18 protein-coding genes, 2 tRNA genes, 2 rRNA genes and 2 pseudogenes are annotated in these 23,852 nt (G+C 51.5%); 15 read left to right on the top strand and 9 right to left on the bottom strand.

Annotated elements, in window-relative coordinates; all coding sequences use genetic code 11:
* The first annotated feature begins 224 nt into the window (after positions 1-224).
* The 4 genes from G8S19_RS18045 (at position 225) to dkgB (ending at position 4,443) form a co-directional block, all read left to right on the top strand.
* Positions 225-3,131, top strand: a 23S ribosomal RNA gene (locus tag G8S19_RS18045).
* Positions 3,132-3,227: 96 nt separating this feature from the next.
* Positions 3,228-3,343 (top strand): 5S ribosomal RNA (gene rrf / locus G8S19_RS18040).
* A 55-nt stretch (positions 3,344-3,398) separates the two neighbouring features.
* A tRNA-Asp gene (locus G8S19_RS18035) sits at positions 3,399-3,475 on the top strand.
* Between the two features lie 164 nt (positions 3,476-3,639).
* Positions 3,640-4,443 carry a 2,5-didehydrogluconate reductase DkgB gene (dkgB, locus tag G8S19_RS18030; protein ID WP_124020673.1) on the top strand — a complete coding sequence of 268 codons (804 nt, stop codon included), beginning with the start codon at positions 3,640-3,642 and terminating at the stop codon, positions 4,441-4,443.
* 21 nt (positions 4,444-4,464) lie between these two features.
* Here dkgB and yafC read toward each other — a convergent pair whose 3' ends face one another.
* Positions 4,465-5,379: a DNA-binding transcriptional regulator YafC gene (gene yafC / locus G8S19_RS18025; protein ID WP_124020674.1), complete on the bottom strand. Its 915-nt coding sequence runs from the start codon at positions 5,377-5,379 to the stop codon at positions 4,465-4,467.
* Positions 5,380-5,483: 104 nt separating this feature from the next.
* Here yafC and G8S19_RS18020 point away from each other — a divergent pair, with 104 nt between their 5' ends.
* The 3 genes from G8S19_RS18020 to G8S19_RS18010 all read left to right on the top strand — a co-directional run bounded on the left by G8S19_RS18020 (position 5,484) and on the right by G8S19_RS18010 (position 8,440).
* Positions 5,484-6,659: an MFS transporter gene (locus tag G8S19_RS18020; protein WP_121584237.1), complete on the top strand. Its 1,176-nt coding sequence runs from the start codon at positions 5,484-5,486 to the stop codon at positions 6,657-6,659.
* Positions 6,660-6,790: 131 nt separating this feature from the next.
* A complete protein-coding gene (locus G8S19_RS18015) occupies positions 6,791-7,591 on the top strand; it encodes an endonuclease/exonuclease/phosphatase family protein (RefSeq protein ID WP_048212545.1) in 801 nt (266 codons plus the stop codon).
* A 78-nt stretch (positions 7,592-7,669) separates the two neighbouring features.
* The gene (locus G8S19_RS18010) at positions 7,670-8,440 is read left to right on the top strand and encodes a class I SAM-dependent methyltransferase (protein WP_253685645.1); all 771 of its coding nucleotides are present in this window, start codon (positions 7,670-7,672) and stop codon (positions 8,438-8,440) included.
* A 49-nt stretch (positions 8,441-8,489) separates the two neighbouring features.
* Here G8S19_RS18010 and mltD read toward each other — a convergent pair whose 3' ends face one another.
* Positions 8,490-9,848 (bottom strand): murein transglycosylase D, encoded by a 1,359-nt coding sequence (mltD, locus tag G8S19_RS18005; RefSeq protein WP_048212543.1) that lies wholly within the window; start codon positions 9,846-9,848, stop codon positions 8,490-8,492.
* Positions 9,849-9,919: 71 nt separating this feature from the next.
* Entirely contained in the window at positions 9,920-10,675 is a 756-nt protein-coding gene (gene gloB, locus G8S19_RS18000) for a hydroxyacylglutathione hydrolase (RefSeq protein WP_126320201.1), read from the bottom strand.
* Between the two features lie 33 nt (positions 10,676-10,708).
* On the opposite strand from gloB, the gene G8S19_RS17995 reads away from it, so the two are divergent.
* Positions 10,709-11,431: a class I SAM-dependent methyltransferase gene (locus G8S19_RS17995; RefSeq protein ID WP_124020677.1), complete on the top strand. Its 723-nt coding sequence runs from the start codon at positions 10,709-10,711 to the stop codon at positions 11,429-11,431.
* Here G8S19_RS17995 and rnhA read toward each other — a convergent pair.
* Positions 11,428-12,006 (bottom strand): annotated as a pseudogene (rnhA, locus tag G8S19_RS17990) (ribonuclease HI). The gene G8S19_RS17995 and the pseudogene rnhA sit on opposite strands and share 4 nt — an antisense overlap.
* On the opposite strand from rnhA, the gene dnaQ reads away from it, so the two are divergent.
* Both dnaQ and G8S19_RS17980 read left to right on the top strand, forming a co-directional pair.
* On the top strand, positions 11,960-12,688 hold the full coding sequence (gene dnaQ, locus G8S19_RS17985; RefSeq protein ID WP_075551413.1) for a DNA polymerase III subunit epsilon: 729 nt from the start codon (positions 11,960-11,962) through the stop codon (positions 12,686-12,688). The pseudogene rnhA and the gene dnaQ overlap by 47 nt on opposite strands.
* A 134-nt stretch (positions 12,689-12,822) precedes the next feature.
* A tRNA-Asp gene (locus G8S19_RS17980) sits at positions 12,823-12,899 on the top strand.
* Between the two features lie 99 nt (positions 12,900-12,998).
* On the opposite strand, the gene G8S19_RS17975 is transcribed toward G8S19_RS17980, so the two are convergent.
* The 3 genes from G8S19_RS17975 to fadE form a co-directional block, all read right to left on the bottom strand.
* A complete protein-coding gene (locus tag G8S19_RS17975; protein ID WP_101743095.1) occupies positions 12,999-13,409 on the bottom strand; it encodes a Spy/CpxP family protein refolding chaperone in 411 nt (136 codons plus the stop codon).
* A gap of 180 nt (positions 13,410-13,589) precedes the next feature.
* Positions 13,590-14,357 carry an amidohydrolase gene (locus tag G8S19_RS17970; protein ID WP_124020678.1) on the bottom strand — a complete coding sequence of 256 codons (768 nt, stop codon included), beginning with the start codon at positions 14,355-14,357 and terminating at the stop codon, positions 13,590-13,592.
* Positions 14,358-14,466: 109 nt separating this feature from the next.
* Entirely contained in the window at positions 14,467-16,911 is a 2,445-nt protein-coding gene (gene fadE / locus G8S19_RS17965; RefSeq protein WP_253685643.1) for an acyl-CoA dehydrogenase FadE, read from the bottom strand.
* A gap of 239 nt (positions 16,912-17,150) precedes the next feature.
* Between fadE and lpcA the strand changes: the two genes are divergently transcribed.
* Both lpcA and G8S19_RS17955 read left to right on the top strand, forming a co-directional pair.
* Positions 17,151-17,729, top strand: coding sequence for a D-sedoheptulose 7-phosphate isomerase (gene lpcA, locus G8S19_RS17960; protein ID WP_016151815.1), 579 nt, complete (start codon positions 17,151-17,153; stop codon positions 17,727-17,729).
* 212 nt (positions 17,730-17,941) lie between these two features.
* Positions 17,942-18,709, top strand: coding sequence for a class II glutamine amidotransferase (locus tag G8S19_RS17955; RefSeq protein ID WP_003031388.1), 768 nt, complete (start codon positions 17,942-17,944; stop codon positions 18,707-18,709).
* Here the strand turns inward: G8S19_RS17955 and dpaA are convergent.
* A complete protein-coding gene (dpaA, locus tag G8S19_RS17950) occupies positions 18,680-19,420 on the bottom strand; it encodes a peptidoglycan meso-diaminopimelic acid protein amidase (protein WP_003843847.1) in 741 nt (246 codons plus the stop codon). The two genes, G8S19_RS17955 and dpaA, sit on opposite strands and share 30 nt — an antisense overlap.
* Positions 19,421-19,769: 349 nt before the next feature.
* Between dpaA and G8S19_RS17945 the strand changes: the two genes are divergently transcribed.
* Complete coding sequence (locus G8S19_RS17945) at positions 19,770-20,531, top strand: C40 family peptidase (RefSeq protein ID WP_048212535.1); 762 nt, start codon at positions 19,770-19,772, stop codon at positions 20,529-20,531.
* 38 nt (positions 20,532-20,569) lie between these two features.
* Here G8S19_RS17945 and G8S19_RS17940 read toward each other — a convergent pair.
* A pseudogene (locus tag G8S19_RS17940) lies at positions 20,570-22,288 on the bottom strand (flagellar biosynthesis protein FlhA); the annotation flags it as partial.
* Here G8S19_RS17940 and lafU point away from each other — a divergent pair.
* On the top strand, positions 22,200-23,114 hold the full coding sequence (lafU, locus tag G8S19_RS17935) for a putative lateral flagellar export/assembly protein LafU (protein WP_253685641.1): 915 nt from the start codon (positions 22,200-22,202) through the stop codon (positions 23,112-23,114). The pseudogene G8S19_RS17940 and the gene lafU overlap by 89 nt on opposite strands.
* Before the next feature lie 55 nt (positions 23,115-23,169).
* Positions 23,170-23,817 (top strand): DNA primase, encoded by a 648-nt coding sequence (locus G8S19_RS17930; protein ID WP_115600910.1) that lies wholly within the window; start codon positions 23,170-23,172, stop codon positions 23,815-23,817.
* Positions 23,818-23,852: the final 35 nt, after the last annotated feature.

Genomic DNA, 23,852 nt, shown 5'->3' with positions numbered 1-23,852 from the left:
AACGTTCTTTGTAGTGCTCACACAGATTGTCTGATGAATGATGAACTTCTGAATGTACTTTCGAGTGCATTAAGAAGTTTTGCTCTTTAAAAATCTGGATCAAGCTGAAAATTGAAACGACATACTGTTTCATTTCTCCGTAATAAGAAATGAAAAATGGTGTGTTCGAGTCTCTCAAATTTTCGCAACACGGTGGTGTTTTACGAAACATCTTCGGGTTGTGAGGTTAAGCGACTAAGCGTACACGGTGGATGCCCTGGCAGTCAGAGGCGATGAAGGACGTGCTAATCTGCGATAAGCGTCGGTAAGGTGATATGAACCGTTATAACCGGCGATTTCCGAATGGGGAAACCCAGTGTGATTCGTCACACTATCATTACGTGAATCCATAGCGTAATGAAGCGAACCGGGGGAACTGAAACATCTAAGTACCCCGAGGAAAAGAAATCAACCGAGATTCCCCCAGTAGCGGCGAGCGAACGGGGAGCAGCCCAGAGTCTGAATCAGCTTGTGTGTTAGTGGAACGGTCTGGAAAGTCCGACGGTACAGGGTGATAGTCCCGTACACCAAAATGCACAGGTTGTGAACTCAAAGAGTAGGGCGGGACACGTGGTATCCTGTCTGAATATGGGGGGACCATCCTCCAAGGCTAAATACTCCTGACTGACCGATAGTGAACCAGTACCGTGAGGGAAAGGCGAAAAGAACCCCGGCGAGGGGAGTGAAAAAGAACCTGAAACCGTGTACGTACAAGCAGTGGGAGCCTACTTGTTAGGTGACTGCGTACCTTTTGTATAATGGGTCAGCGACTTATATTCTGTAGCAAGGTTAACCGAATAGGGGAGCCGAAGGGAAACCGAGTCTTAACTGGGCGTTAAGTTGCAGGGTATAGACCCGAAACCCGGTGATCTAGCCATGGGCAGGTTGAAGGTTGGGTAACACTAACTGGAGGACCGAACCGACTAATGTTGAAAAATTAGCGGATGACTTGTGGCTGGGGGTGAAAGGCCAATCAAACCGGGAGATAGCTGGTTCTCCCCGAAAGCTATTTAGGTAGCGCCTCGTGAACTCATCTTCGGGGGTAGAGCACTGTTTCGGCTAGGGGGTCATCCCGACTTACCAACCCGATGCAAACTGCGAATACCGAAGAATGTTATCACGGGAGACACACGGCGGGTGCTAACGTCCGTCGTGAAGAGGGAAACAACCCAGACCGCCAGCTAAGGTCCCAAAGTCACAGTTAAGTGGGAAACGATGTGGGAAGGCACAGACAGCCAGGATGTTGGCTTAGAAGCAGCCATCATTTAAAGAAAGCGTAATAGCTCACTGGTCGAGTCGGCCTGCGCGGAAGATGTAACGGGGCTAAACTGTGCACCGAAGCTGCGGCAGCGACACTATGTGTTGTTGGGTAGGGGAGCGTTCTGTAAGCCGTTGAAGGTGTGTCGTGAGGCATGCTGGAGGTATCAGAAGTGCGAATGCTGACATAAGTAACGATAATGCGGGTGAAAAACCCGCACGCCGGAAGACCAAGGGTTCCTGTCCAACGTTAATCGGGGCAGGGTGAGTCGACCCCTAAGGCGAGGCCGAAAGGCGTAGTCGATGGGAAACAGGTTAATATTCCTGTACTTGGTGTTACTGCGAAGGGGGGACGGAGAAGGCTATGTTAGCCGGGCGACGGTTGTCCCGGTTTAAGCATGTAGGCGGAGGTTCCAGGTAAATCCGGTACCTTTTTAACGCTGAGGTGTGATGACGAGGCACTACGGTGCTGAAGTAACAAATGCCCTGCTTCCAGGAAAAGCCTCTAAGCATCAGGTAACACGAAATCGTACCCCAAACCGACACAGGTGGTCAGGTAGAGAATACCAAGGCGCTTGAGAGAACTCGGGTGAAGGAACTAGGCAAAATGGTGCCGTAACTTCGGGAGAAGGCACGCTGATATGTAGGTGAAGTGATTTACTCATGGAGCTGAAATCAGTCGAAGATACCAGCTGGCTGCAACTGTTTATTAAAAACACAGCACTGTGCAAACACGAAAGTGGACGTATACGGTGTGACGCCTGCCCGGTGCCGGAAGGTTAATTGATGGGGTTATCCGTAAGGAGAAGCTCTTGATCGAAGCCCCGGTAAACGGCGGCCGTAACTATAACGGTCCTAAGGTAGCGAAATTCCTTGTCGGGTAAGTTCCGACCTGCACGAATGGCGTAATGATGGCCAGGCTGTCTCCACCCGAGACTCAGTGAAATTGAACTCGCTGTGAAGATGCAGTGTACCCGCGGCAAGACGGAAAGACCCCGTGAACCTTTACTATAGCTTGACACTGAACACTGGTCCTTGATGTGTAGGATAGGTGGGAGGCTTTGAAGTGTGGACGCCAGTCTGCATGGAGCCAACCTTGAAATACCACCCTTTAATGGCTGGTGTTCTAACGTGGACCCGTAATCCGGGTTGCGGACAGTGTCTGGTGGGTAGTTTGACTGGGGCGGTCTCCTCCTAAAGAGTAACGGAGGAGCACGAAGGTTAGCTAATCCTGGTCGGACATCAGGAGGTTAGTGCAAAGGCATAAGCTAGCTTGACTGCGAGAGTGACGGCTCGAGCAGGTGCGAAAGCAGGTCTTAGTGATCCGGTGGTTCTGAATGGAAGGGCCATCGCTCAACGGATAAAAGGTACTCCGGGGATAACAGGCTGATACCGCCCAAGAGTTCATATCGACGGCGGTGTTTGGCACCTCGATGTCGGCTCATCACATCCTGGGGCTGAAGTAGGTCCCAAGGGTATGGCTGTTCGCCATTTAAAGTGGTACGCGAGCTGGGTTTAGAACGTCGTGAGACAGTTCGGTCCCTATCTGCCGTGGGCGCTGGAGAATTGAGGGGGGCTGCTCCTAGTACGAGAGGACCGGAGTGGACGCATCACTGGTGTTCGGGTTGTCATGCCAATGGCATTGCCCGGTAGCTAAATGCGGAAGAGATAAGTGCTGAAAGCATCTAAGCACGAAACTTGCCCCGAGATGAGTTCTCCCTGAGACTATAAGTCTCCTGAAGGAACGTTGAAGACGACGACGTTGATAGGTCGGGTGTGTAAGTGTAGCGATACATTGAGCTAACCGATACTAATGAACCGTGAGGCTTAACCTTACAACGCCGAAGATGTTTTGGCGAAGAGACAGACATCAGATTCAGCTTGATTACAGATGACATCAGAACGCAGAAGCGGTCTGATAACAGAATTTGCCTGGCGGCTGTAGCGCGGTGGTCCCACCTGACCCCATGCCGAACTCAGAAGTGAAACGCCGTAGCGCCGATGGTAGTGTGGGGTCTCCCCATGCGAGAGTAGGGAACTGCCAGGCATCAAATTGCAGTAAACCGGGATGAATAATCCGGGTAGTGACAAAGAAATTCGGTGGAGCGGTAGTTCAGTTGGTTAGAATACCTGCCTGTCACGCAGGGGGTCGCGGGTTCGAGTCCCGTCCGTTCCGCCACTTATTAAGAGCCCTGAGCATTTGCTCAGGGCTTTTTCTTTGCCTGTAACTTTATTATTGCTGAATTCGCAAAAATCCTCTGCATTGTTCGCTCTTTTTCTATAAAGAGCAGAAGGTCATAATACCCTCAGTTAACGAACATTGTGATTAAAAAGAGGAATTCTATGACAATCCCTGCATTTGGTTTAGGTACTTTCCGCCTGAAAGACGACGTGGTTATCGCTTCTGTTAAAACGGCGCTTGATCTGGGCTACCGTGCTGTCGACACTGCACAAATCTATGATAATGAAGCGGCTGTTGGTCAGGCGATTGCCGAAAGCGGCGTACCGCGTAACGAACTGTACATCACCACCAAGATCTGGATTGAAAATCTCAGCAAAGAAAAACTGATCCCAAGTCTGAAAGAAAGCCTGAAGAAACTGCGCACAGATTATGTTGATCTGACGCTGATCCACTGGCCATCACCAAGTGATGCCGTCTCTGTTGAAGAGTTTATGCAAGCATTGCTCGAAGCTAAAGAGCAAGGGCTGACTCGTGAAATTGGTATCTCTAACTTCACTATCCCATTGATGGAAAAAGCCATTGCCGCAGTAGGCGCAGACAATATCGCGACCAACCAGATTGAGTTATCTCCATATCTGCAAAGCCGTAAGGTTGTTGACTGGGCGAAAGAGCACGGTATCCACATCACCTCATACATGACGCTGGCTTACGGTAAGGCGCTGAAAGATGAAGTGATTGCTGGCATTGCGGCTAAACATAACGCGACGCCGGCCCAGGTGATTCTGGCATGGGCGATGGGGGAAGGTTACTCTGTGATCCCTTCTTCTACCAAGCGTGAAAACCTGGCAAGCAACCTGCTGGCGCTGGAACTGCACCTTGATGCGGAAGACAAAGCGGCAATCGCTGCTCTGGATTGCAACGACCGCCTGGTTAGCCCGGAAGGTCTGGCGCCTGAGTGGGATTAATTGCCTGACCCCTCTGTGCCTTTAACCCTCTTTTACAGCTCCTTCGGGAGCTGTTCTTATATATTCACTTAAAAAATCGATGAATGCCCGAATACGAGTACTGACGGCACGATCGCTGTAATACACCGCGCTGAAAGGCATCTCGACTGGCAGTCGTTTATCCGCCATCAATTCGACCAGCTTACCCTGAGCGATCTCCTTATCAATCATATAATCTGAAAGACAAGTAATACCGTTGCCGTTCAGGCAAAGCTGCTTCAGCGTTTCGCCACTGTTCGAAGACAGGCCGCACTCAACCTCATGTAATTGTCCGTCACTACAGGCAATGGGCCATGTATTGAGCGAAATGGGTTCAGAAAACCCCAGACACAGATGCTGCTTTAACTCTTCAACAGTCTCTGGCTTACCGAAGCGGGCAATATAGTCAGGTGAAGCAATAATCTTGCGGTAGCTGGTAAAGAGTGGACGTGCGCGCAGACTTGAGTCAGTCAAGGCACCGGCACGTATCGCAACATCCACTTTTCGTTCAATAAGATTGATAAATGTCTCTGAGGAAACCAGCGACAACGTCATCTCGGGATAGCGCTCACGGAAAGGTTTGATCAGGGGCATCAGGAAATGCAACATCACCGGTGTTGCCGCATCGATACGTAGCAGACCGCGCGGAGTATTACGCGACTCGATGATTTCCATTTCTGCAGCTGCCATTTCCTGCAGTACCTGCTGCACACGTCTGAAGTAACGCTCTCCTTCTTCAGTCAGGCTTAGCTGTCGGGTTGTGCGATTCAGCAAACTGACGCCCAGTTTCATCTCCAGCTTTTTTACTGCCCGACTGACCGCGGAATTGGCTTGTCCAAGCTGTTCTGCCGCCCGGCTAAAGCTACCGCTTTCAACTACGGCTACAAAAATCGCAAGTTCATCGGATGTCGCTTTCATTTTTGCACCTGAAGCAAAATTATATTGAGATTTTGAATATTTTTGTCATTAAAACATCCCGGCATACTACGTGTCATCTGATTATTGATGATATGGAGCTATTTATGCCTCTCGCTTTATTTGCACTCACAATAAGTGCCTTCGCTATTGGCACGACTGAATTTGTGATTGTCGGCCTGGTGCCGACCATTGCTGAACAACTGGCGATCTCTTTACCTTCTGCCGGGATGCTGGTTTCAATCTATGCGCTGGGTGTCGCGATCGGGGCGCCAGTATTGACTGCCCTGACCGGACGTCTGCCACGTAAGCAACTGTTGGTTGCGCTGATGGTTCTGTTTACGGCGGGGAATTTGCTGGCATGGCAGGCACCCGGGTATATGACACTCATTGTCGCCCGCCTGCTGACAGGCCTGGCACACGGCGTATTCTTCTCGATTGGTTCTACCATCGCGACAAGCCTGGTGCCAAAAGAGAAAGCCGCTTCCGCCATCGCCATTATGTTTGGTGGCTTAACGGTGGCGCTGGTGACGGGCGTGCCTCTGGGTACGTTTATCGGTCAGCACTTTGGCTGGCGCGAGACTTTCCTTGCTGTATCTCTGTTGGGTGTTATTGCACTGATTAGCAGCCAACTGCTGATCCCAGCCAACATCCCGGGTCGGGCGGCCGCCAGCATTCGCGACCAGGTGAAGGTGCTGACTCATCCCCGTCTGTTGCTGATTTATGCTGTTACAGCACTGGGCTACGGCGGTGTATTCACGGCATTCACCTTCCTGGCTCCTATGATGCAGGACCTGGCTGGCTTCTCGCCGGCAGCGGTAAGCTGGATCTTACTGGGCTATGGCGTATCAGTCGCTATCGGTAATATCTGGGGAGGTAAGCTGGCGGATAAACATGGTGCTGTCCCGGCGCTGAAATTTATCTTCGCTGCGCTGTTCGTCCTGCTGATGGTCTTTCAACTGACAGCCTCTACGCAATACGCTGCGTTAGTGACGATTCTTGTGATGGGGATCTTCGCCTTTGGTAACGTACCGGGGTTGCAGGTCTACGTGGTACAGAAAGCGGAACAATTTACGCCTAATGCTGTAGATGTGGCGTCAGGGTTGAACATTGCGGCGTTTAACATTGGCATTGCACTGGGTTCAGTGATTGGTGGACAAACGGTCGAGCATTATGGTCTGGCGCAGACGCCGTGGATTGGCGCACTTATTGTCCTGGTTGCTTTCCTGCTGATGGGACTCAGCGGTCGTCTTGATAAGCCCGCGCGCGTTGCTTTGGGGTAAATCATTGATGTAAGCGCCCACTTACAAAACAAACTGCAATTGTTCGTTGAAAGTGAGTGCTAAAATCCCTATAACAGAAGAACCAGTCCGGCTGCGGACTGGTTGACGTTACAGAGGTTTGAAAGTCTAAAGTGCGAAAAAACACCTATGCCATGCGCTATGTTGCCGGACAGCCCGTTGAGCGGATTTTACCGCCTGGGTCATTTGCGCATATCGGCCAGGCATTACCTGCAGGCGTGCCGTTAAGCAGTGAAGATCGCATTCGCGTGCTGGTGTGGAATATTTTTAAGCAACAACGGGCAGAATGGCAGTCGGTGTTGAAGAATTTTGGCAAAGACGCGCATCTGGTGTTATTGCAGGAAGCGCAAACCACGCCAGAACTGGTGCAGTTTGCGACCGCTAACTATCTTGCTGCCGATCAGGTTCCCGCCTTTGTGCTGCCTCAGCATCCCTCTGGCGTCATGACGCTTTCCTCCGCCCACCCTGTTTACTGCTGCCCATTGCGCGAGCGTGAGCCGATTTTACGGCTGGCGAAATCGGCGCTGGTGACGGTGTACCCATTGCCTGACACTCGGCTATTAATGGTGGTGAATATCCACGCGGTTAACTTTAGCCTTGGCGTTGATGTCTATAGCAAGCAGTTACTTCCGATTGGCGATCAGATTGCTCATCACAGCGGTCCGGTGATCATGGCCGGCGATTTTAATGCCTGGAGCCGTCGACGGATGAATGCGCTGTACCGCTTTGCGCGTGAAATGTCACTGCGCCAGGTACGCTTTACTGACGATCAGCGCCGCCGCGCGTTTGGTCGTCCTCTCGATTTTGTGTTCTATCGCGGTCTGAACGTGAGTGAAGCCTCTGTGCTGGTCACCCGCGCATCTGACCACAACCCGCTACTCGTTGAATTCAGTCCCGGCAAACCTGAACAATAACGGTGTGTCAGGTCTGCCGTAGGGCAGGCCTGTGATGGTGCTGCTCTTCATATTTCACAACAACCGAAGGACAACACAATGACAACACGCTCCCACCATGACAACGTCGAAAAGCAGTTTGGCTCTCAGGCTAATGCCTATTTAACCAGCACCGTACATGCTACGGGTCGTGATTTACAACGACTGGCGGAAAGGCTGTCTGCTTTTCCACAGGCACGGGTACTGGATATGGGATGTGGAGCGGGGCACGCCAGCTTTGTGGCTGCGCAACACGTACAACAGGTTGTGGCTTATGATTTATCGTCTCAAATGCTTGAGGTGGTCGCAGAGGCTGCAAAAGAGAAGGGCCTGGATAATATCACCACGCGACAGGGATACGCAGAGAGCCTGCCGTTCAGCGATTGCGCTTTTGATGTGGTGATTAGCCGCTATTCAGCGCATCACTGGCATGATGTCGGGCGCGCGCTGAGGGAAGTGAACCGCGTTCTGAAGTCCGGCGGTGTGCTGATTGTGATGGATGTGATGTCGCCAGGCCATCCTGTACGTGATATCTGGTTGCAAACTGTCGAGGCGTTACGTGATACCTCGCACGTTCGCAACTATTCCAGCGGAGAGTGGTTGTCGTTAATCAATGATGCCAATCTGATTGCCGATACGTTGTTAACTGACCGTCTGCCGCTGGGGTTCAGTTCGTGGGTGGCGCGGATGCGCACGCCTGCAGCGTTGAGCGGCGCGATTCGTGTTTACCAACAGAGTGCTTCTGTTGAAGTGAAAACCTACTTTGCGTTGCAGGAAGATGGCTCGTTTACCAGCGACACGATCATGGTTGAGGCGCATAAAGCGGGATAAATAAAAAAGGCACTGGGGGGAAGCCAGTGCCTTCATTTCTACAATGCTATCAGGAGTCCGGCATGCCGTTGTTTTTCACAAACAACGTGAGCTGATCGCCTGGCTGCAGATTGTCCGTATCGTTGTTCCAGCGCATCACATCCTTGATGTTAACCCCGTGGCGTTTGGCAATGCTCGACAGCGAGTCGCCTTTACGCACACGATAGGTGATGCTATCGCTGTTATTAGCCAACCGCTGCGCGCTGGTACCCGCACCTACGGTCAGGCTTTGGCCCACTTTCAGCGATGATCCACGCAGATTATTCCACTGCTGCAGATCCTTCGTGCTCACGCCAAGACGTGCAGCGACGCCGGAAAGCGTATCGCCAGAGCGAACTTTGTAGCTACGGCTGTTCAGCGGCGTGTTATCCGCAACCAGCGTTGACTGTACGGCTGCAATTTCGCCGGAAGCCAAAGACTCACGCAGCTTCTCTGCATGCTTCTTTGGTACCATCACGTATTGCGGACCGCTGGCACCCAACGTGGAGCCTTTCACGCCTGCATTGAAGGTCTTCAGCTTGCTGACGGAAATACCCGCCATATCGGCAACCTGAGCCATCTCAACCGGGCTACTCAGGCGAACACGTGCCAACGCGCGGCTTTCATCTGTTGTTGGCAGACGTACGCCATAGCGTTTGCTGTTTTTGAGTATATCGCTCAATGCCAGCATTTTGGGCACGTATAGCTTCGTTTCCTGAGGCAATGGCAACGACCAAAAGTCAGTGGGTTTACCACGAGCTTTGTTCGTTTTGATTGCCTTCATGACACGACCTTCACCGCTATTGTAAGCAGCAACGGTCAGCAGCCAGTCGCCATCAAACATCTTGTTCAGACGCTGCATCATGTCCAGCGCGGCGGTGGTGGAAGCCACAATGTCGCGACGTGCATCATAATTGCGGGTCTGTTTTAAACCATAATTGCGCCCCGTGCTCGGAATGATCTGCCAAATACCTGCGGCATTGGCGCCAGACGTTGCGTGAGGATCAAAAGCGCTCTCCACTATGGGTAGTAGTACCAGTTCCATAGGCATGTTACGTTTCTTAACTTGCCCGGCTATCCAGTACATATACGGCTCTGCCCGTAAAGTTACATCGTGGAGATAGCTCTTATTGCGTAAATACTTCTGTTTTTGTTCGCGAATCCGGTTGTTTTCCGGAATTCCCATCTTTAGCTCGTCACCAATGAAAGCCCACAAATCCTGATCAGCAGCGATAGATGTTCCATCGTCCATCCATCGCGCCTGACTTGTAAACTTTCCTGCTTCCCCTTGACCAGCTGCAGAAAGGCTCTGTGCGTGCTGTTGGACGTTACCAGTATTCTGGCACCCAACAAGCAGGACAGAGGCGAGTAATATCGCTTTTGCCTTCATGTGTGTGTCAATAGTTGCTTAAAAGACGACCGATCATAACGGCGAAGTTTTCAAAAGGCAACCCAGAATTGTCAGAACGTATCTTTCTTTGACCTTAACCAGGCAAAACGCTCTTCAGGTTGTTGCAATATTGTTTCTTTGTTTATTTCGTTAATTAAATCAATATCTTCTGTTCTTAAAAAAAGATTATTTCGTCGCTCATTTTTCAGAATTACGGGTAGCGTCATTTGTTTTTTTACCCGTAACTCATTAACTTTACGATAATAATCATTAATAAACGAATCGTGCGGCAGAATGCTTAAGGCAAACTTCATGTTTGCTAATGTGTACTCATGGGCGCAGCAGATCAATGTATCATCAGGAAGCGCACTTAATTTATTAAGTGATTGATACATCTGTGAAGCTGTACCTTCAAATAGTCTGCCACAGCCGCCTGAAAAGAGCGTATCGCCACAAAATAGGTAAGGTTGGCTAAAGTAACAGATATGTCCTAAAGTGTGACCCGGCGTGGCAATTACTTTAAATTCATGCCCTAAAACGAGTGCAATATCGCCATCTTTGACTATATGGGTCGTTCCCTTATCTTGCGTTTCAGCGGGTCCGTAAACCACTAATTGTGGGAAATGTTGCAAAAGTTCTTTCACACCGCCGACGTGATCCTGATGGTGATGGGTTAGCAGAATGGCTTCAGGCACCCAGTTATGCTCTGCAATGGCTTTCAGAACAGGAGCCGCTTCACCTGGGTCCACAATCAGACAATGCTGGTCATTATTTGACAAGACCCAGATGTAATTGTCCTGAAATGCAGGAATACTGTTAAGATTCATATATTACCTCTCAATGCGTAACGGAAGGTTGTGATGAAACCGGCAAGGATCCCTCAAACTGTCGTAGCGCCCGTTAGCTGGGGTGATCTGCCCTGGGGCGAACACTATCGTGAGGCGCTGGAGTATCAGCTTAACCCGTGGTTCGCAAAAATGTACGGTTTTCATCTGCTTAAGATTGGTAATTTAAGCGCAGAAATCGATTCTGAAGCGTGCGCGGTTTCTCATCAGGTAAATGTTTCTTTGCAAGGTTCGCCCATGCAGGTCACAGCCGATCCTTTACACCTTCCTTTTGCCGATAAATCTGTGGATGTTTGCCTGTTGGCGCATACACTACCGTGGTGCGCCGATCCGCATCGCTTATTGCGTGAAGCCGACCGGGTACTGATTGATGATGGCTGGTTAATACTGAGCGGGTTTAACCCGGTTAGCCTGATGGGGTTGCGTAAGCTGGTGCCAGTGCTACGTAAAACACCGCCTTACAACAGCCGGATGTTTACCCTGACGCGCCAGTTGGATTGGCTCTCTTTGCTGAATTTTGAGGTGCTGCACTATAGCCGGTTCCACGTGCTGCCCTGGGCGAAGCAGGGCGGTAAAATGTTAAGTGCGCATATTCCGGCACTAGGCTGTTTGCAGTTGGTTGTCGCGCGCAAGCGAACAATTCCGCTTACGCTCAATCCGATGAAACAAAGTAAAAGTAAGGCACGCATCCGCCAGGCCGTTGGGGCCACCCGACAATACCGCAAGCCAGATGCTTAAGACTCTGCCTGATACCCAACATCATCCTGGGTGGGACTCATTGCCGCAGCACGAGCAAGCTCATCGCAGCGTTCGTTTTCCGGATGACCCGCGTGCCCTTTAACCCATTCCCATTTGATTTGGTGCGGCCCCAGCGCGGCATCCAGACGTTTCCACAGATCGACGTTCTTCACCGGTTTTTTATCTGCGGTTTTCCAGCCGCGCTTTTTCCAGTTGTGGATCCACTGCGTAATGCCCTGACGCACATACTGGCTGTCCGTGCTGAGTATCACTTCACACTGTTCTTTCAGGGCTTCCAGCGCAACGATTGCCGCCATCAGCTCCATGCGATTATTGGTAGTGAGGTTGTAGCCTTCGCTAAAGGTTTTTTCGCGCCCGCGATAGCGTAAAATCGCCCCGTAACCACCTGGCCCTGGATTTCCCAGGCATGAACCGTCGGTGAAAATTTCTACCTGTTTAAGCATCTCTGGTAGACTTCCTGTTTTAGCAAATCGAAATCAAACGATAAGTCTGACATAAATGACCGTTATGAGCACTGGAATTACACGACAGGTAGTCCTCGATACCGAAACCACCGGTATGAACCAGATTGGCGCCCACTACGAAGGCCACAAGATCATTGAGATCGGTGCGGTTGAAGTGGTGAACCGCCGCCTGACCGGAAATAACTTCCACGTTTACCTGAAGCCGGATCGGCTGGTGGACCCGGAAGCGTTTGGCGTACACGGAATCGCCGATGAATTCCTGCTTGATAAACCCACGTTCGCCGATGTTGCCGATGAGTTTCTCGACTATATCCGTGGCGCGGAGCTGGTTATCCATAACGCATCGTTTGATATCGGCTTTATGGATTACGAATTCGCGAAACTCCATCGCGATATCCCGAAGACGAACACCTTCTGTAAAGTGACCGATAGCCTGGCGTTGGCGAGGAAAATGTTTCCTGGCAAGCGTAACAGCCTTGATGCGTTATGCTCGCGCTATGAGATAGACAACAGCAAGCGTACCCTGCACGGCGCATTGCTCGATGCCCAGATTCTGGCCGACGTTTATCTGATGATGACCGGTGGGCAGACCACCATGGCGTTCTCAATGGAAGGTGACAGTCAGCAGCAGAATGATACGGGGATCCAGCGCATTGTGCGTCAGTCCAGTAAATTACGCGTTGTTTTCGCCACTGATGAAGAGCTGGCAGCCCATGAGTCGCGCCTTGACCTGGTACAGAAGAAGGGCGGAAGTTGCCTCTGGCGGGCCTAGTTCTGGTATTTACAGTACAGAAATGGTCATTCGGGTGATTTTTGCAGCAAACGATTAAAAAACGTGAGAAAAAGCGTTGACGAGGCGCGAGGCAATCCGTAATATTCGCTTCGTTCCCAAGCGGAACACAACGCGGAGTGGTAGTTCAGTTGGTTAGAATACCTGCCTGTCACGCAGGGGGTCGCGGGTTCGAGTCCCGTCCATTCCGCCACTATTCAGAAAGCCTGAATCAGAAATGATTCAGGCTTTCGTCGTTTTTACTGCCCAAAAAATATAAGCCTGCAACCATATGTTATTGCAGGCCTTGCTGTTACTCGCTCAGCGTCTGTGCGATATCTTTTTGCACCTGCTGGCGCTGTTCTGGGGTCAGCACTTTGTTCAGGTCAAAGTAGTATTTCACGCGGTAATAACGCGCCTGCTGTTCGATGTTGCTGAACGCCGAAAGCTGTTTTTTGACGGCTGCTTCATCCCATTTCCCGGACTTGATGACGTCAATTAGCGCGCCGTCTTTAACGTCTTTCACCGAAATCTGACCGACATTGGTTTCAAGCTGCTGGTGCAGTTTTTTAATCTGCGCCACCTGGTCGTTGGTCAACTTAAGGTGTTGAACGACCGGATCCTGGGCCGGAGCCGGAACATTAGATGTGGTTGCTGCAAGCGAGCTAAAAGAAGCGCCAGCCACGGTAACTGCCAGCAAAGTCATGCGTACGAAGTTTTTCATTATTGAAATCCTGATAAGGGAATTATCGACATTGTCTGCCACTCGCTGGTGACGAGTGATTATCCCTTGCAGAATACGTTGCCCGATGCATGTCGCCACGCGAATTTGTTTTGCGGTTGGTTACGGAGTGAAACAATCCCGCCGTGGATACATGGTCCGTGGCGGGAGGGAAGGCGAACTCTACAGGATGAAAGCGTCAGCATCCTGCCAGGCGGGAAACTTCTCGCGATACTCGCGCAGCGCCGAGAGTGACAACTCAGCGTCAATACGTGTGGCCTGATGCGGCTCGGCGGTGGCAATAATCTCACCCTGCGGATTAATCACCCGGCTGTCACCGCGATAATGATGGCCGTTACCATCGGTTCCCACACGGTTACATCCTGCTACATACGCCTGATTTTCAATTGCCCGTGCGGTGAGCAGAATCTGCCAGTGCAGCGAGCGCGGTGCGGGCCAGTTAGCCACATACAAGGCGAGGTCGTAGTCGTTGCGGTTACGCGACCACACCGGAAAACGCAAGTCATAACAGACCAACGGCAGAATGCGCCAACCACGCCATTCAAAGATGATGCGCTCTTCACCTGCCTGATAATGCTGATGCTCATCCGCCATGCGGAACAGATGGCGTTTGTCATAGAGATGCACGGTGCCTTCGGGTTCAACCAGCAAAAAACGATTCACCGGCCCCCGTTCAGACTGTATCGCCACGCTACCTGCTATCAGGGCATTCGTCTGCTGCGCTTTGCTACGCATCCAGCTTACAACTTCCTCTTGCGGCAACGATTTGTTTGCCGCTTCCATCGCAAATCCGCTGGTAAACATCTCGGGCAACACAATAACGTCACGCCCGGTGACGGTTTCCAGTTGGCGGTCGAAATGGCGCAGGTTGGCCGGGCCATCCATCCAGATCAGCGGTTGTTGCAGCAGCGTAATTTTTAAACCTGGCACGATCGAGGCTCCTCGTTGAACAGCATTTTGACACTGTAGCATGAGCCTTAACGAAAATGTGGCAATAAAAAGCCCCGCATTGAGCGGGGCTGAACGTTGTGCGTTAGCGTTATGCTGCTTCGACCTTACGCACCTTCTCTGGCAACTTTACCGGCTGAGTCGCCAGCGCCTCGGGTTCAAAGTCATCCACGTTGATGCTGCGCAGACGACTCGCCTCGGCTTTCACCAGAATTGCGGCTTCGTCTTTATCAATCAGCCCTTTGGCCAGCGCATTGTGCGCCAGTTCATCCAGGCGGGTAAACGGCAGGTTTTTACCCAGCTCTTTGCAGATCCGCTGGTGGATAGGGTCGGCTGCAATCACATCCAGCAGCGCCTCTTCCAGTAAGCCAACCGGGTTGTGTTCGCTTGGCGTCAGGTACTGACCGCGACCAAGACGAGAACGGGTGGCGCTTGGAACCTGCAAAATCTTCGCGACTTTATGATCCAGCTTGTCAGACGGTGCATGGTAGTGGCGACCGGTAGGGAAGATAACCACATTAAGCAAGCCTGCGACCAGACGGTTCGGGAAGTTTTTCAGCAGGTCGTCCATCGCCTGCTCCGCTTTGTACAACGCATCCTGAACGCCCCAGTGAACCAAAGGCAGGTCCGCTTCATGACGGCCTTCATCGTCATAACGCTTCAGCACCGCGGAGGCCAGATACAACTGACTTAACACATCACCCAGACGCGCGGAGATACGTTCACGGCGCTTCAGGCTACCGCCCAGTACGGCCATGGACACATCCGAAAGCAGTGCCAGGTTGGCGCTCAGACGGTTCAGGTGCTGGTAGTAACGTTTGGTCGCATCGCCAGTTGGCGTGCTGCTGGTTAAACCACGCGTCAGGCCAAGCCAGAAGCTACGCACTTTGTTACTGCCGACGTGACCAATGTGTTTGAACAGTAGTTTGTCGAAGGCATTCACATCGTTACTCTGCGCCGCCGCCATCTCTTCGAGAACATACGGATGGCAGCGAATCGCACCCTGACCGAAGATCATCATGCTACGGGTCAGAATGTTGGCGCCCTCAACGGTAATGGCGATTGGCGCGCCCTGATAAGCACGGGCGAGGAAGTTGCTTTCGCCAAGCATAATGCCTTTACCGCCAGTGATATCCATTGCATCGATGATTGACTGCTGCCCACGGTGAGTACAGTGATATTTCACGATGGCCGACAACACCGCCGGTTTTTCACCCAGCATAATGCCGTAGGTAATCAGTGATGCCGCAGCGTCCATCACGTAGGCGTTACCGGCAATACGTGCCAACGGCTCTTCAATACCTTCCATCTTGCCGATAGAGATTTTGAACTGGCGACGAATGTGCGCATACGCACCGGTGGCCATTGCGACCGATTTCACACCGCCCGTCGAGTTAGACGGCAGGGTAATACCGCGTCCTACGGACAGGCATTCCACCAGCATGCGCCAGCCCTGACCGGCCATTTTTGGGCCGCCGATAATGTAATCAATTGGAACAAAGACATCTTTGCCCAGCGTCGGGCCGTTCTGGAACGGCACGTTCAGCGGGAAGTGACGACGTCCAATTTGTACGCCTGGCGTTGAGGTTGGGATCAGCGCACAGGTAATGCCAAGATCTTCTTCGCCACCCAGCAGTTTTTCCGGGTCGGAGAGTTTAAATGCCAGACCCAGCACGGTAGCGATAGGCGCCAGCGTGATATAGCGTTTGTTCCAGGTCAGGCGCATCCCCAGCACCTGCTGCCCCTGCCAGTCGCCCATACAAACCACACCGGTATCAGGGATCGCGCCTGCGTCGGAACCCGCTTCCGGACTGGTCAGGGCAAAGCATGGGATCTCCTGACCACGTGCCAGACGCGGCAGGTAATGGTTCTTCTGCTCTTCGGTGCCGTAATGCTGCAGCAGTTCGCCTGGGCCTAATGAGTTAGGTACGCCAACGGTGATCGCCAGGATACCGGAAACGCCGGAGAGTTTCTGCAGAACGCGAGCCTGAGCGTAGGCGGAGAATTCCAGCCCGCCGTATTCTTTCTTAATGATCATTGCGAAGAAGCGGTGTTCTTTCAGATACGCCCACAGCTCCGGCGGTAGATCCGCGAGTTCGTGGGTTATCTGGAAGTCGTTCGCCATGCGGCAGGCTTCTTCCACCGGGCCATCAATAAACGCTTGTTCTTCAGCAGTCAGATGCGGCTGAGGATAGTTATGCAGTTTTTTCCAGTCTGGCTTGCCCTGGAACAGGTCGCCTTCCCACCAGGTCGTACCGGCATCAATCGCTTCTTTCTCGGTGCGTGACATCGGCGGCATGACTTTACGGAAACCGCGGAACACCGGCGCAGAGATCATGGATTTGCGCATCGGCGTAAAGTTAAACGGTACGAGGATAATGGCCAGAGGAACCAGCAGCCAGACTGACCACAGGCCAGCCACGCCAAGCGCAGCCGTCCAGGCGAGCAAAATTAAGCTGCTGAGGAATAAGCTCATGCGGTGATAAAACAGAACGCTGAGCAGAACAACCGTAGCGATAATACTCAAAATCATCATAACGAAAAGCTCCCTTGCTTGTAGGAGGTCTGACCACTTGTGATGATATGGTTGTAGTGGATGTGAATTCTTTTAGCAATGTGTTTACAAAATAATTACAACAAAGCTCACATTGTTGTTGTTTTAACCGGCACAAAAAATCAAAAGCGACAGCCATTCCTGTGGCTTGTACTTCTCGCTGGTAGCGCTATCCGGTACACTGCATCTTGTCATTTACATTCATGCTGAAGGATATCCTCATGTACCAGGATCTTATTCGTAACGAACTGAGCGAAGCGGCGGAAACGCTGGCTAATTTTCTTAAAGATGACGCCAATATTCACGCCATTCAACGCGCGGCGGTCCTGTTGGCAGACAGCTTCAAAGCCGGCGGTAAGGTACTTTCTTGCGGTAACGGCGGCTCCCATTGCGACGCGATGCACTTCGCCGAAGAGCTGACCGGACGCTATCGCGAAAACCGTCCGGGCTACCCGGCGATCGCTATCTCTGACGTCAGCCATATCTCCTGCGTCAGCAACGATTTCGGTTACGATTATGTATTCTCCCGCTACGTGGAAGCCGTGGGCCGCGAGGGCGATGTCCTGTTAGGCATCTCCACTTCGGGTAACTCCGGTAACGTGATTAAAGCGATTGCTGCGGCGCGTGAGAAGGGAATGAAAGTCATCACCCTGACCGGCAAAGATGGCGGTAAAATGGCCGGCAGTGCAGATATTGAAATTCGCGTGCCGCACTTTGGCTACGCTGACCGTATTCAGGAAATTCATATCAAAGTGATCCATATCCTGATCCAGTTGATCGAAAAAGAGATGGTTAAGTAACTCTACCCGTCATACTTCAAGCTGCAGGTGCGTTGGTTTCACTCAGAAACCCCAGTCACATAGTTATCTATGCTCCTGGGGATTTCATCCCTTACCGCCTTCCTGCAACTCGAATTATTTAGGGTATAGCATATTGTTTTATCTGCTATTTTAAGTTTTCATTGGCTGTAACAATTACGCCTTCCCGCTTAAGGCGTTTGTGGAGGTGATGTATGTGCGAACTGCTCGGGATGAGCGCCAATGTGCCAACCGATATCTGCTTTAGCTTCACCGGGCTGGTTCAGCGCGGCGGAGGTACCGGTCCGCACAAAGACGGCTGGGGTATTACGTTTTATGAAGGTAAGGGCTGCCGTACGTTTAAAGATCCGCAACCCAGCTTTAATTCGCCTATCGCCAAACTGGTACAAGACTATCCCATCAAATCCTGTTCTGTGATTGCCCATATTCGTCAGGCGAACCGTGGCGAAGTGGCATTGGAAAATACCCACCCCTTTACGCGAGAGCTGTGGGGACGTAACTGGACATACGCCCATAACGGCCAGCTCAGCGGCTATAAATCGCTGGAAACTGGTAATTTCCGTCCGGTCGGCGAAACCGACAGCGAAAAAGCGTTTTGCTGGCTGCTGCATAAACTGACCGAGCGTTATCCACGCACGCCTGGCAATATGACGGCAGTATTTAAATATATCGCGATGCTGGCAGGTGAACTGCGGGAGAAGGGCGTCTTCAACATGCTGCTATCTGACGGGCGTTATGTGATGGCCTTCTGTTCGACCAACCTGTTTTGGATCACGCGGCGTGCGCCATTTGGCGTAGCGACGTTGCTGGATCAGGATGTGGAAATCGATTTTAGCTCAGAGACCACACCCAATGATGTGGTCACCGTGATTGCCACACAGCCGTTAACCGGCAATGAAACCTGGCAAAAGATTATGCCAGGCGAGTGGGCATTATTTTGTCTCGGGGAGCGCGTAGTTTGATGCCAGCTGCGGCTGAACCACTTCGTGACTCAACGGCTTGCTGATAACATAACGGCCATCGACGACGGAAACAGTTGGTGGCTTACGCGTTTGTTCGAAGTAATCGTATCCCGGTTTTAGCTGCGACCAGAACTCTTTGTAATACGAGAACTTATGACGCTGCATGTTGGCGTCGGTCATACGGAACGGATAAATGCTGACCTGCACACTGGACTGCCCGAACACCAGCGCGCCGGTGACAAACTGGAAAATCTCATCAATGCCGTTATCGGTCATCGCGTAGCAGCCGACGGAAACGCAGGCACCGTGAATCATCAGGTATTTACCTTCATAACCGTGTGCGCGGTCGTAGGCGTTAGGGAAACCAATGTTAATCGCTTTGTAGAAGCGGCTATCCGGTTTCAGCTGTCCGCGCTGTACGCTGTAAAATCCTTCCGGACTTTTGAAATCACCCTGACGCTGTTTCGGCCCTAAGCCGCCGGAATAATTGCAGATCTTATAGCTGTCGAGCAATTGATACTGTTCGCCCATCTTGACGTACAGATCCAACGTTCGCTCTTCTTTGAAGATCTGAATATAGACAGGGGAGCCCATTAATTGCTGCTTATATTCTTTGCTGACAGGCGTGGTCGGGCTGCTGCTGCTCAGCAAACCGGCAAACGAAACGCACGGCAATAAAAGCATCGCAAGAAAAAATGCGATTTTACGCATACTGCTTATTCCTTGATAAAACGATTACACACGCCAGGACGGCAAAAAGAGTCCCCAAATCGGATAAATCTGGATCTGGAGCGCTCACATTATCACCCAGAGAGTTTTTCGCAAGTCTCTCGTGCTGCGTTTACACTTTAGATTTTCTTTATACGGAAAATTGTGCTTAAAGTCTGTCAGACACCGGCGTATTTTGCAGGTTAGCGAACGTCATTGAGTCTTTTTAGTGCAGAATTTCTAATGTATTGAATTTAAAAAATTAATAATTTAATAATCGAATATTAAAATGGAATACCCGGCAATAGCGGTAGACTGCGCCGAACGTGTTTGATTAGGTATTTTTGTTTTCATGTCTTTTGTCTCTGCACCCCGACGCTTTTTGCCGGGTCTGCTGTCTTTGTGTGTTGTGTTGTCATCACCGTCTGTCGCCAAAGTTCAGCCCCTCTTATCTGACGCCCATCTAAGCTATGCGGCGCAAATGCGCATGCGTAATCGTGCCCGGCTGCTGAAGCAATACCACGCGCAGGTAAAAAAGCAGGCAAGTTATGTGGTGGTAGGTAATGCGCAAAGTAAAAGCGCGCTGCGCCAGCAGAACAGGACGCTGATTAAACAGCACCCGGAGTGGTTCCCTGGGCCGCTGAAAGCGAGCGATCATCGCTGGCAGGAGCTGGCGGAGAATGACCATTTTCTCAGCAGCGACCATTTGCACAACATGACCGAAGTGGCAATCCACCGTCTTGAGCAGCAGTTAGGTAAACCCTATTTGTGGGGCGGGACCAGCCCGGATCAAGGCTTTGACTGCAGTGGGCTGATTTTTTATGCCTACAACAAAATCCTGGCGGCAAAATTGCCGCGTACGGCGAATGAAATGTATCACTACCGGCGGGCGACCATCGTCGCCAATCGCGACCTTCGTCGTGGTGATTTATTGTTCTTTCATATTCACAGCCGGGATATTGCCGATCATATGGGGGTCTACCTGGGACAGGGGCAATTTATTGAATCGCCGCGTACGGGAGAAACTATTCGGGTGAGTCATTTATCCGATGACTTCTGGCAGGATCATTATCTCGGCGCCCGTCGTATTCTGACGGAAAATACCATTCTGTAATCAATAAGGCGGTGCGAATGGCACCGCCTTGCCACGGGTTAACTCAGCGCCCCCATGATTTTTAATTCCAGCTCATCCGGAACTTCGTTATAAGACAGTACCTGCAAACCCGGTGCAAACAGGCGGGCATAACGCGCGAGCAGAGGACGAAGCTGCGGTGCGACTAGCAGCACAGGTTCTTTTCCCGCCGCTTTCATCTGTTCTTTAATCTGCGGCATATTGGTCTGGAACTGATTGAGCATATTCGGATCGACCGGTACGCTATCGAGCACCACTTTGCCGCTTTGCTGTGCCTGATTCACCACATTCGCCAGCAGATTCTCCAGCTCATTATTCAGCGTGTACACCGCCAGTTCATCTTTGCGCACAAACGGATGGGTAATACTGCGACGAAGCGCCAGACGCACATCGGCCGTTAACAGAATATGATCTTTGGTGACGGCGCTACTGGCGACCAGGACGGTGGCAATGGTGACGATATCGCGCAGCGGCACGCCTTCAACCAGTAGTGCCCGGTAAACCTTCAATAGCTGGCTGTAATTCAGCGCTGCGCTCAGATCTTCCGCCAGGCGAGGTGCCATTGAAGAGAGGCGGTTATGCAGTTGCGTAATATCATCGTAGTTAAACAGGTCGGGAATATAGCTGCGAATGACCTTATTCACATGCGTCGCAATAACGCTGGCGCTATCGATAACCTGGTACCCCATATTTAACGCTTTGGCTTTTTGCGCCGGGACAATCCACGTGACCGGCATACCATAGGCCGGATCGTGGCCTAAAACACCATCGATCTCACCGTAGGTTTCACTGGAGGGCAGCGCCATCAGCTTATCTGAGGGAATATCGGCCTCATCAGCCTTGATCCCATTGATAAAAATGGCGTACTGGGTCGGTTTCAGACGGAAGTTTTCGCGGATGCGAATTTCCGGCAGCAGCACGCCGTTGGTGTCTGAGATAACCTGTCGCACTCCGCGAATACGTTGAGTGAGCGGATTCCCTTTGGACTTGTCCACCAACGCCACGAGTTTGTATCCCAGGCTCAGGCTGATTGGCTCAATTAAGGGGATGGTTTCCCAACTGACCTGTTGCTCGGTGGTTTCAACGATGGTTTTGGTCAGCGTCTCAAGATTTTTTTCTTCGGTCTCCGCCACCTTCGGGCGCTTGCTCATACGCCAGGCGGTAAACCCCAGCAGGGCGCTGAATACCAGGAACGGGAAATGCGGCATTCCCGGCACCACAGCCAGGACAAACATGATGCTGGTGGCGGTATAAAGTACGGAGGGGCTTGCCAGCAATTGGCTACGAACGTCGGTGGCGATATCGCCGCTGTCGCTCACGCGAGTAACGATAATTGCCGCTGCCGTCGATAGCAGCAGAGACGGGATCTGGGCGACCAGACCGTCACCGATGGTCATCAGGACATATTGCTGGAAGGCGGCTTCAGCGCTTAAATCGTATTTAAAAATACCGATACAGACGCCGCCGATCAGGTTGATGGCCAGAATCATCATCCCGGCGATGGCATCACCGCGCACGAACTTCGACGCGCCGTCCATTGCACCATAGAAATCCGCTTCGCCCGCCACATCTTTACGTCGGGCCTGCGCCTGGGCCTGATTAATCAGCCCCGCGTTCAGATCGGCGTCGATCGCCATCTGCTTGCCGGGCATGGCGTCCAGCGTAAAGCGGGCCGAAACTTCGGAGATACGCTCGGCACCCTTGGTCACCACGATAAAGTTGATTGTGAACAGCGTCAGTAAGGCCGATCGTGAAAACATCGTCGCGGCGCTGCATGGACAGTCTATTTTTAACGGTGGCGGCATGGCGCCGTTAAACAAGCTCGGCAAACAGCCGATAGCGCCGGGCGCGCAGAAGAAAAACGTCACGCGCAACAAGCTGGATAAGACGGCTACCCCGCAAGATACGGCGAAGATCACCGAAGATAACGCCAAAAAAGCGCTGGATGTGAATGAAAAAGCGGTGCTGCTGAAGCAAAAATCAGCCCGTGAATTGGGCGAGCTGGCGACCGACATTAACGTCATCGCCCGCAATGCGCATATGGAAACCAACCTTGAGATGGAGATTGTTCCTCAGGGGCTGCGCGTGCTGATTAAAGATGACCAGAACCGGAATATGTTTGAACGCGGTAGCGCCAAAATTATGCCGTTCTTTAAATCGCTGCTGGTTGCGCTGGCCCCCGTGTTTGACTCGCTGGACAACAAGATAATCATCACCGGGCATACGGATGCGATGAGCTATAAGAGCAACATTTACAACAACTGGAACCTCTCTGGCGACCGTGCTTTGTCAGCACGACGCGTGCTGGAAGACGCCGGCATGCCGCAGGATAAAGTCATGCAGGTTAGCGCCATGGCGGACCAAATGCTGCTGGATGCGAAAAACCCGGAAAGCGCAGGCAACCGTCGTATTGAGATCATGGTGTTAACGCAAAGTGCTTCCGATACGCTGTATCAATATTTTGGTCAGCACGGCGAGAAAGTGGTTCAGCCGCTGGTTGATAAGCTGGACAAGCAAAAGCAGGTGACTTCTTTACGTCAACCCTCTGCTCCCGTCACGCATTAATTTTGTTCTCCGCCCCCACGCAATGTGGGGGCAAATTATCCCGCAGGAAGGCAATATGATAGATATAGCCCATATTATTCCATTGGATATTCATACTGATAACGTCACCGATGTGGCTTGTCAGGGGGCGCATTTCGACCCGGTTTCAGGTATCTGGTACGCCGAACCTCATGAGTTAAATGAGACGCTGCGCGAGCATGTTTACGCGACGGACAATTTTAATATTGTGGCTCCTTATTACCTGGTTATTACGTCGAAAATGCAATGCTGGAATTGCCATCAGCCCACGTATATTCATGGTGTGATGCTTACCCGATTTATCAAACAAAATCAGGATGATAAAAGATGGATGTCCGTGCGGCGCAATACATTTTTGTTCCATATCAACACGCTGCCGGAAGAGATAAAAAAGAACATCAAAGCCAGCAATTACTATCTGGATAAAAGTAAAACGACCGGGCTACGTTACTGGATGAACCATTGTGAAATCTGTGGAGAACGCCTGGGTGACTACGAGCTGTTCTGCGTCGAGGATGATGCATTTCGTCTGATGACGATTGAAAAACTTTTGCGGGCAAATGTGCGCAAAGTGAATAAGTTGTTTGTCAGTACGGCAGGAAATCCCGCCGACCATGCGCCAAAAGACATTGTGCGTTATCTGTGTGATGCGCGCTTTGTGATGAATGGACCCGCACTGACGTAGCAGAGGTACAGACTTCTCATATCGTAAAAATACTG

The organism is Citrobacter sp. SX206 (genome assembly GCF_024181025.1).
Classification (GTDB): domain Bacteria; phylum Pseudomonadota; class Gammaproteobacteria; order Enterobacterales; family Enterobacteriaceae; genus Citrobacter; species Citrobacter youngae.
Note: the sequence above shows the minus strand (reverse complement) of the source record. Positions and strands in the feature narration are given on the sequence as shown.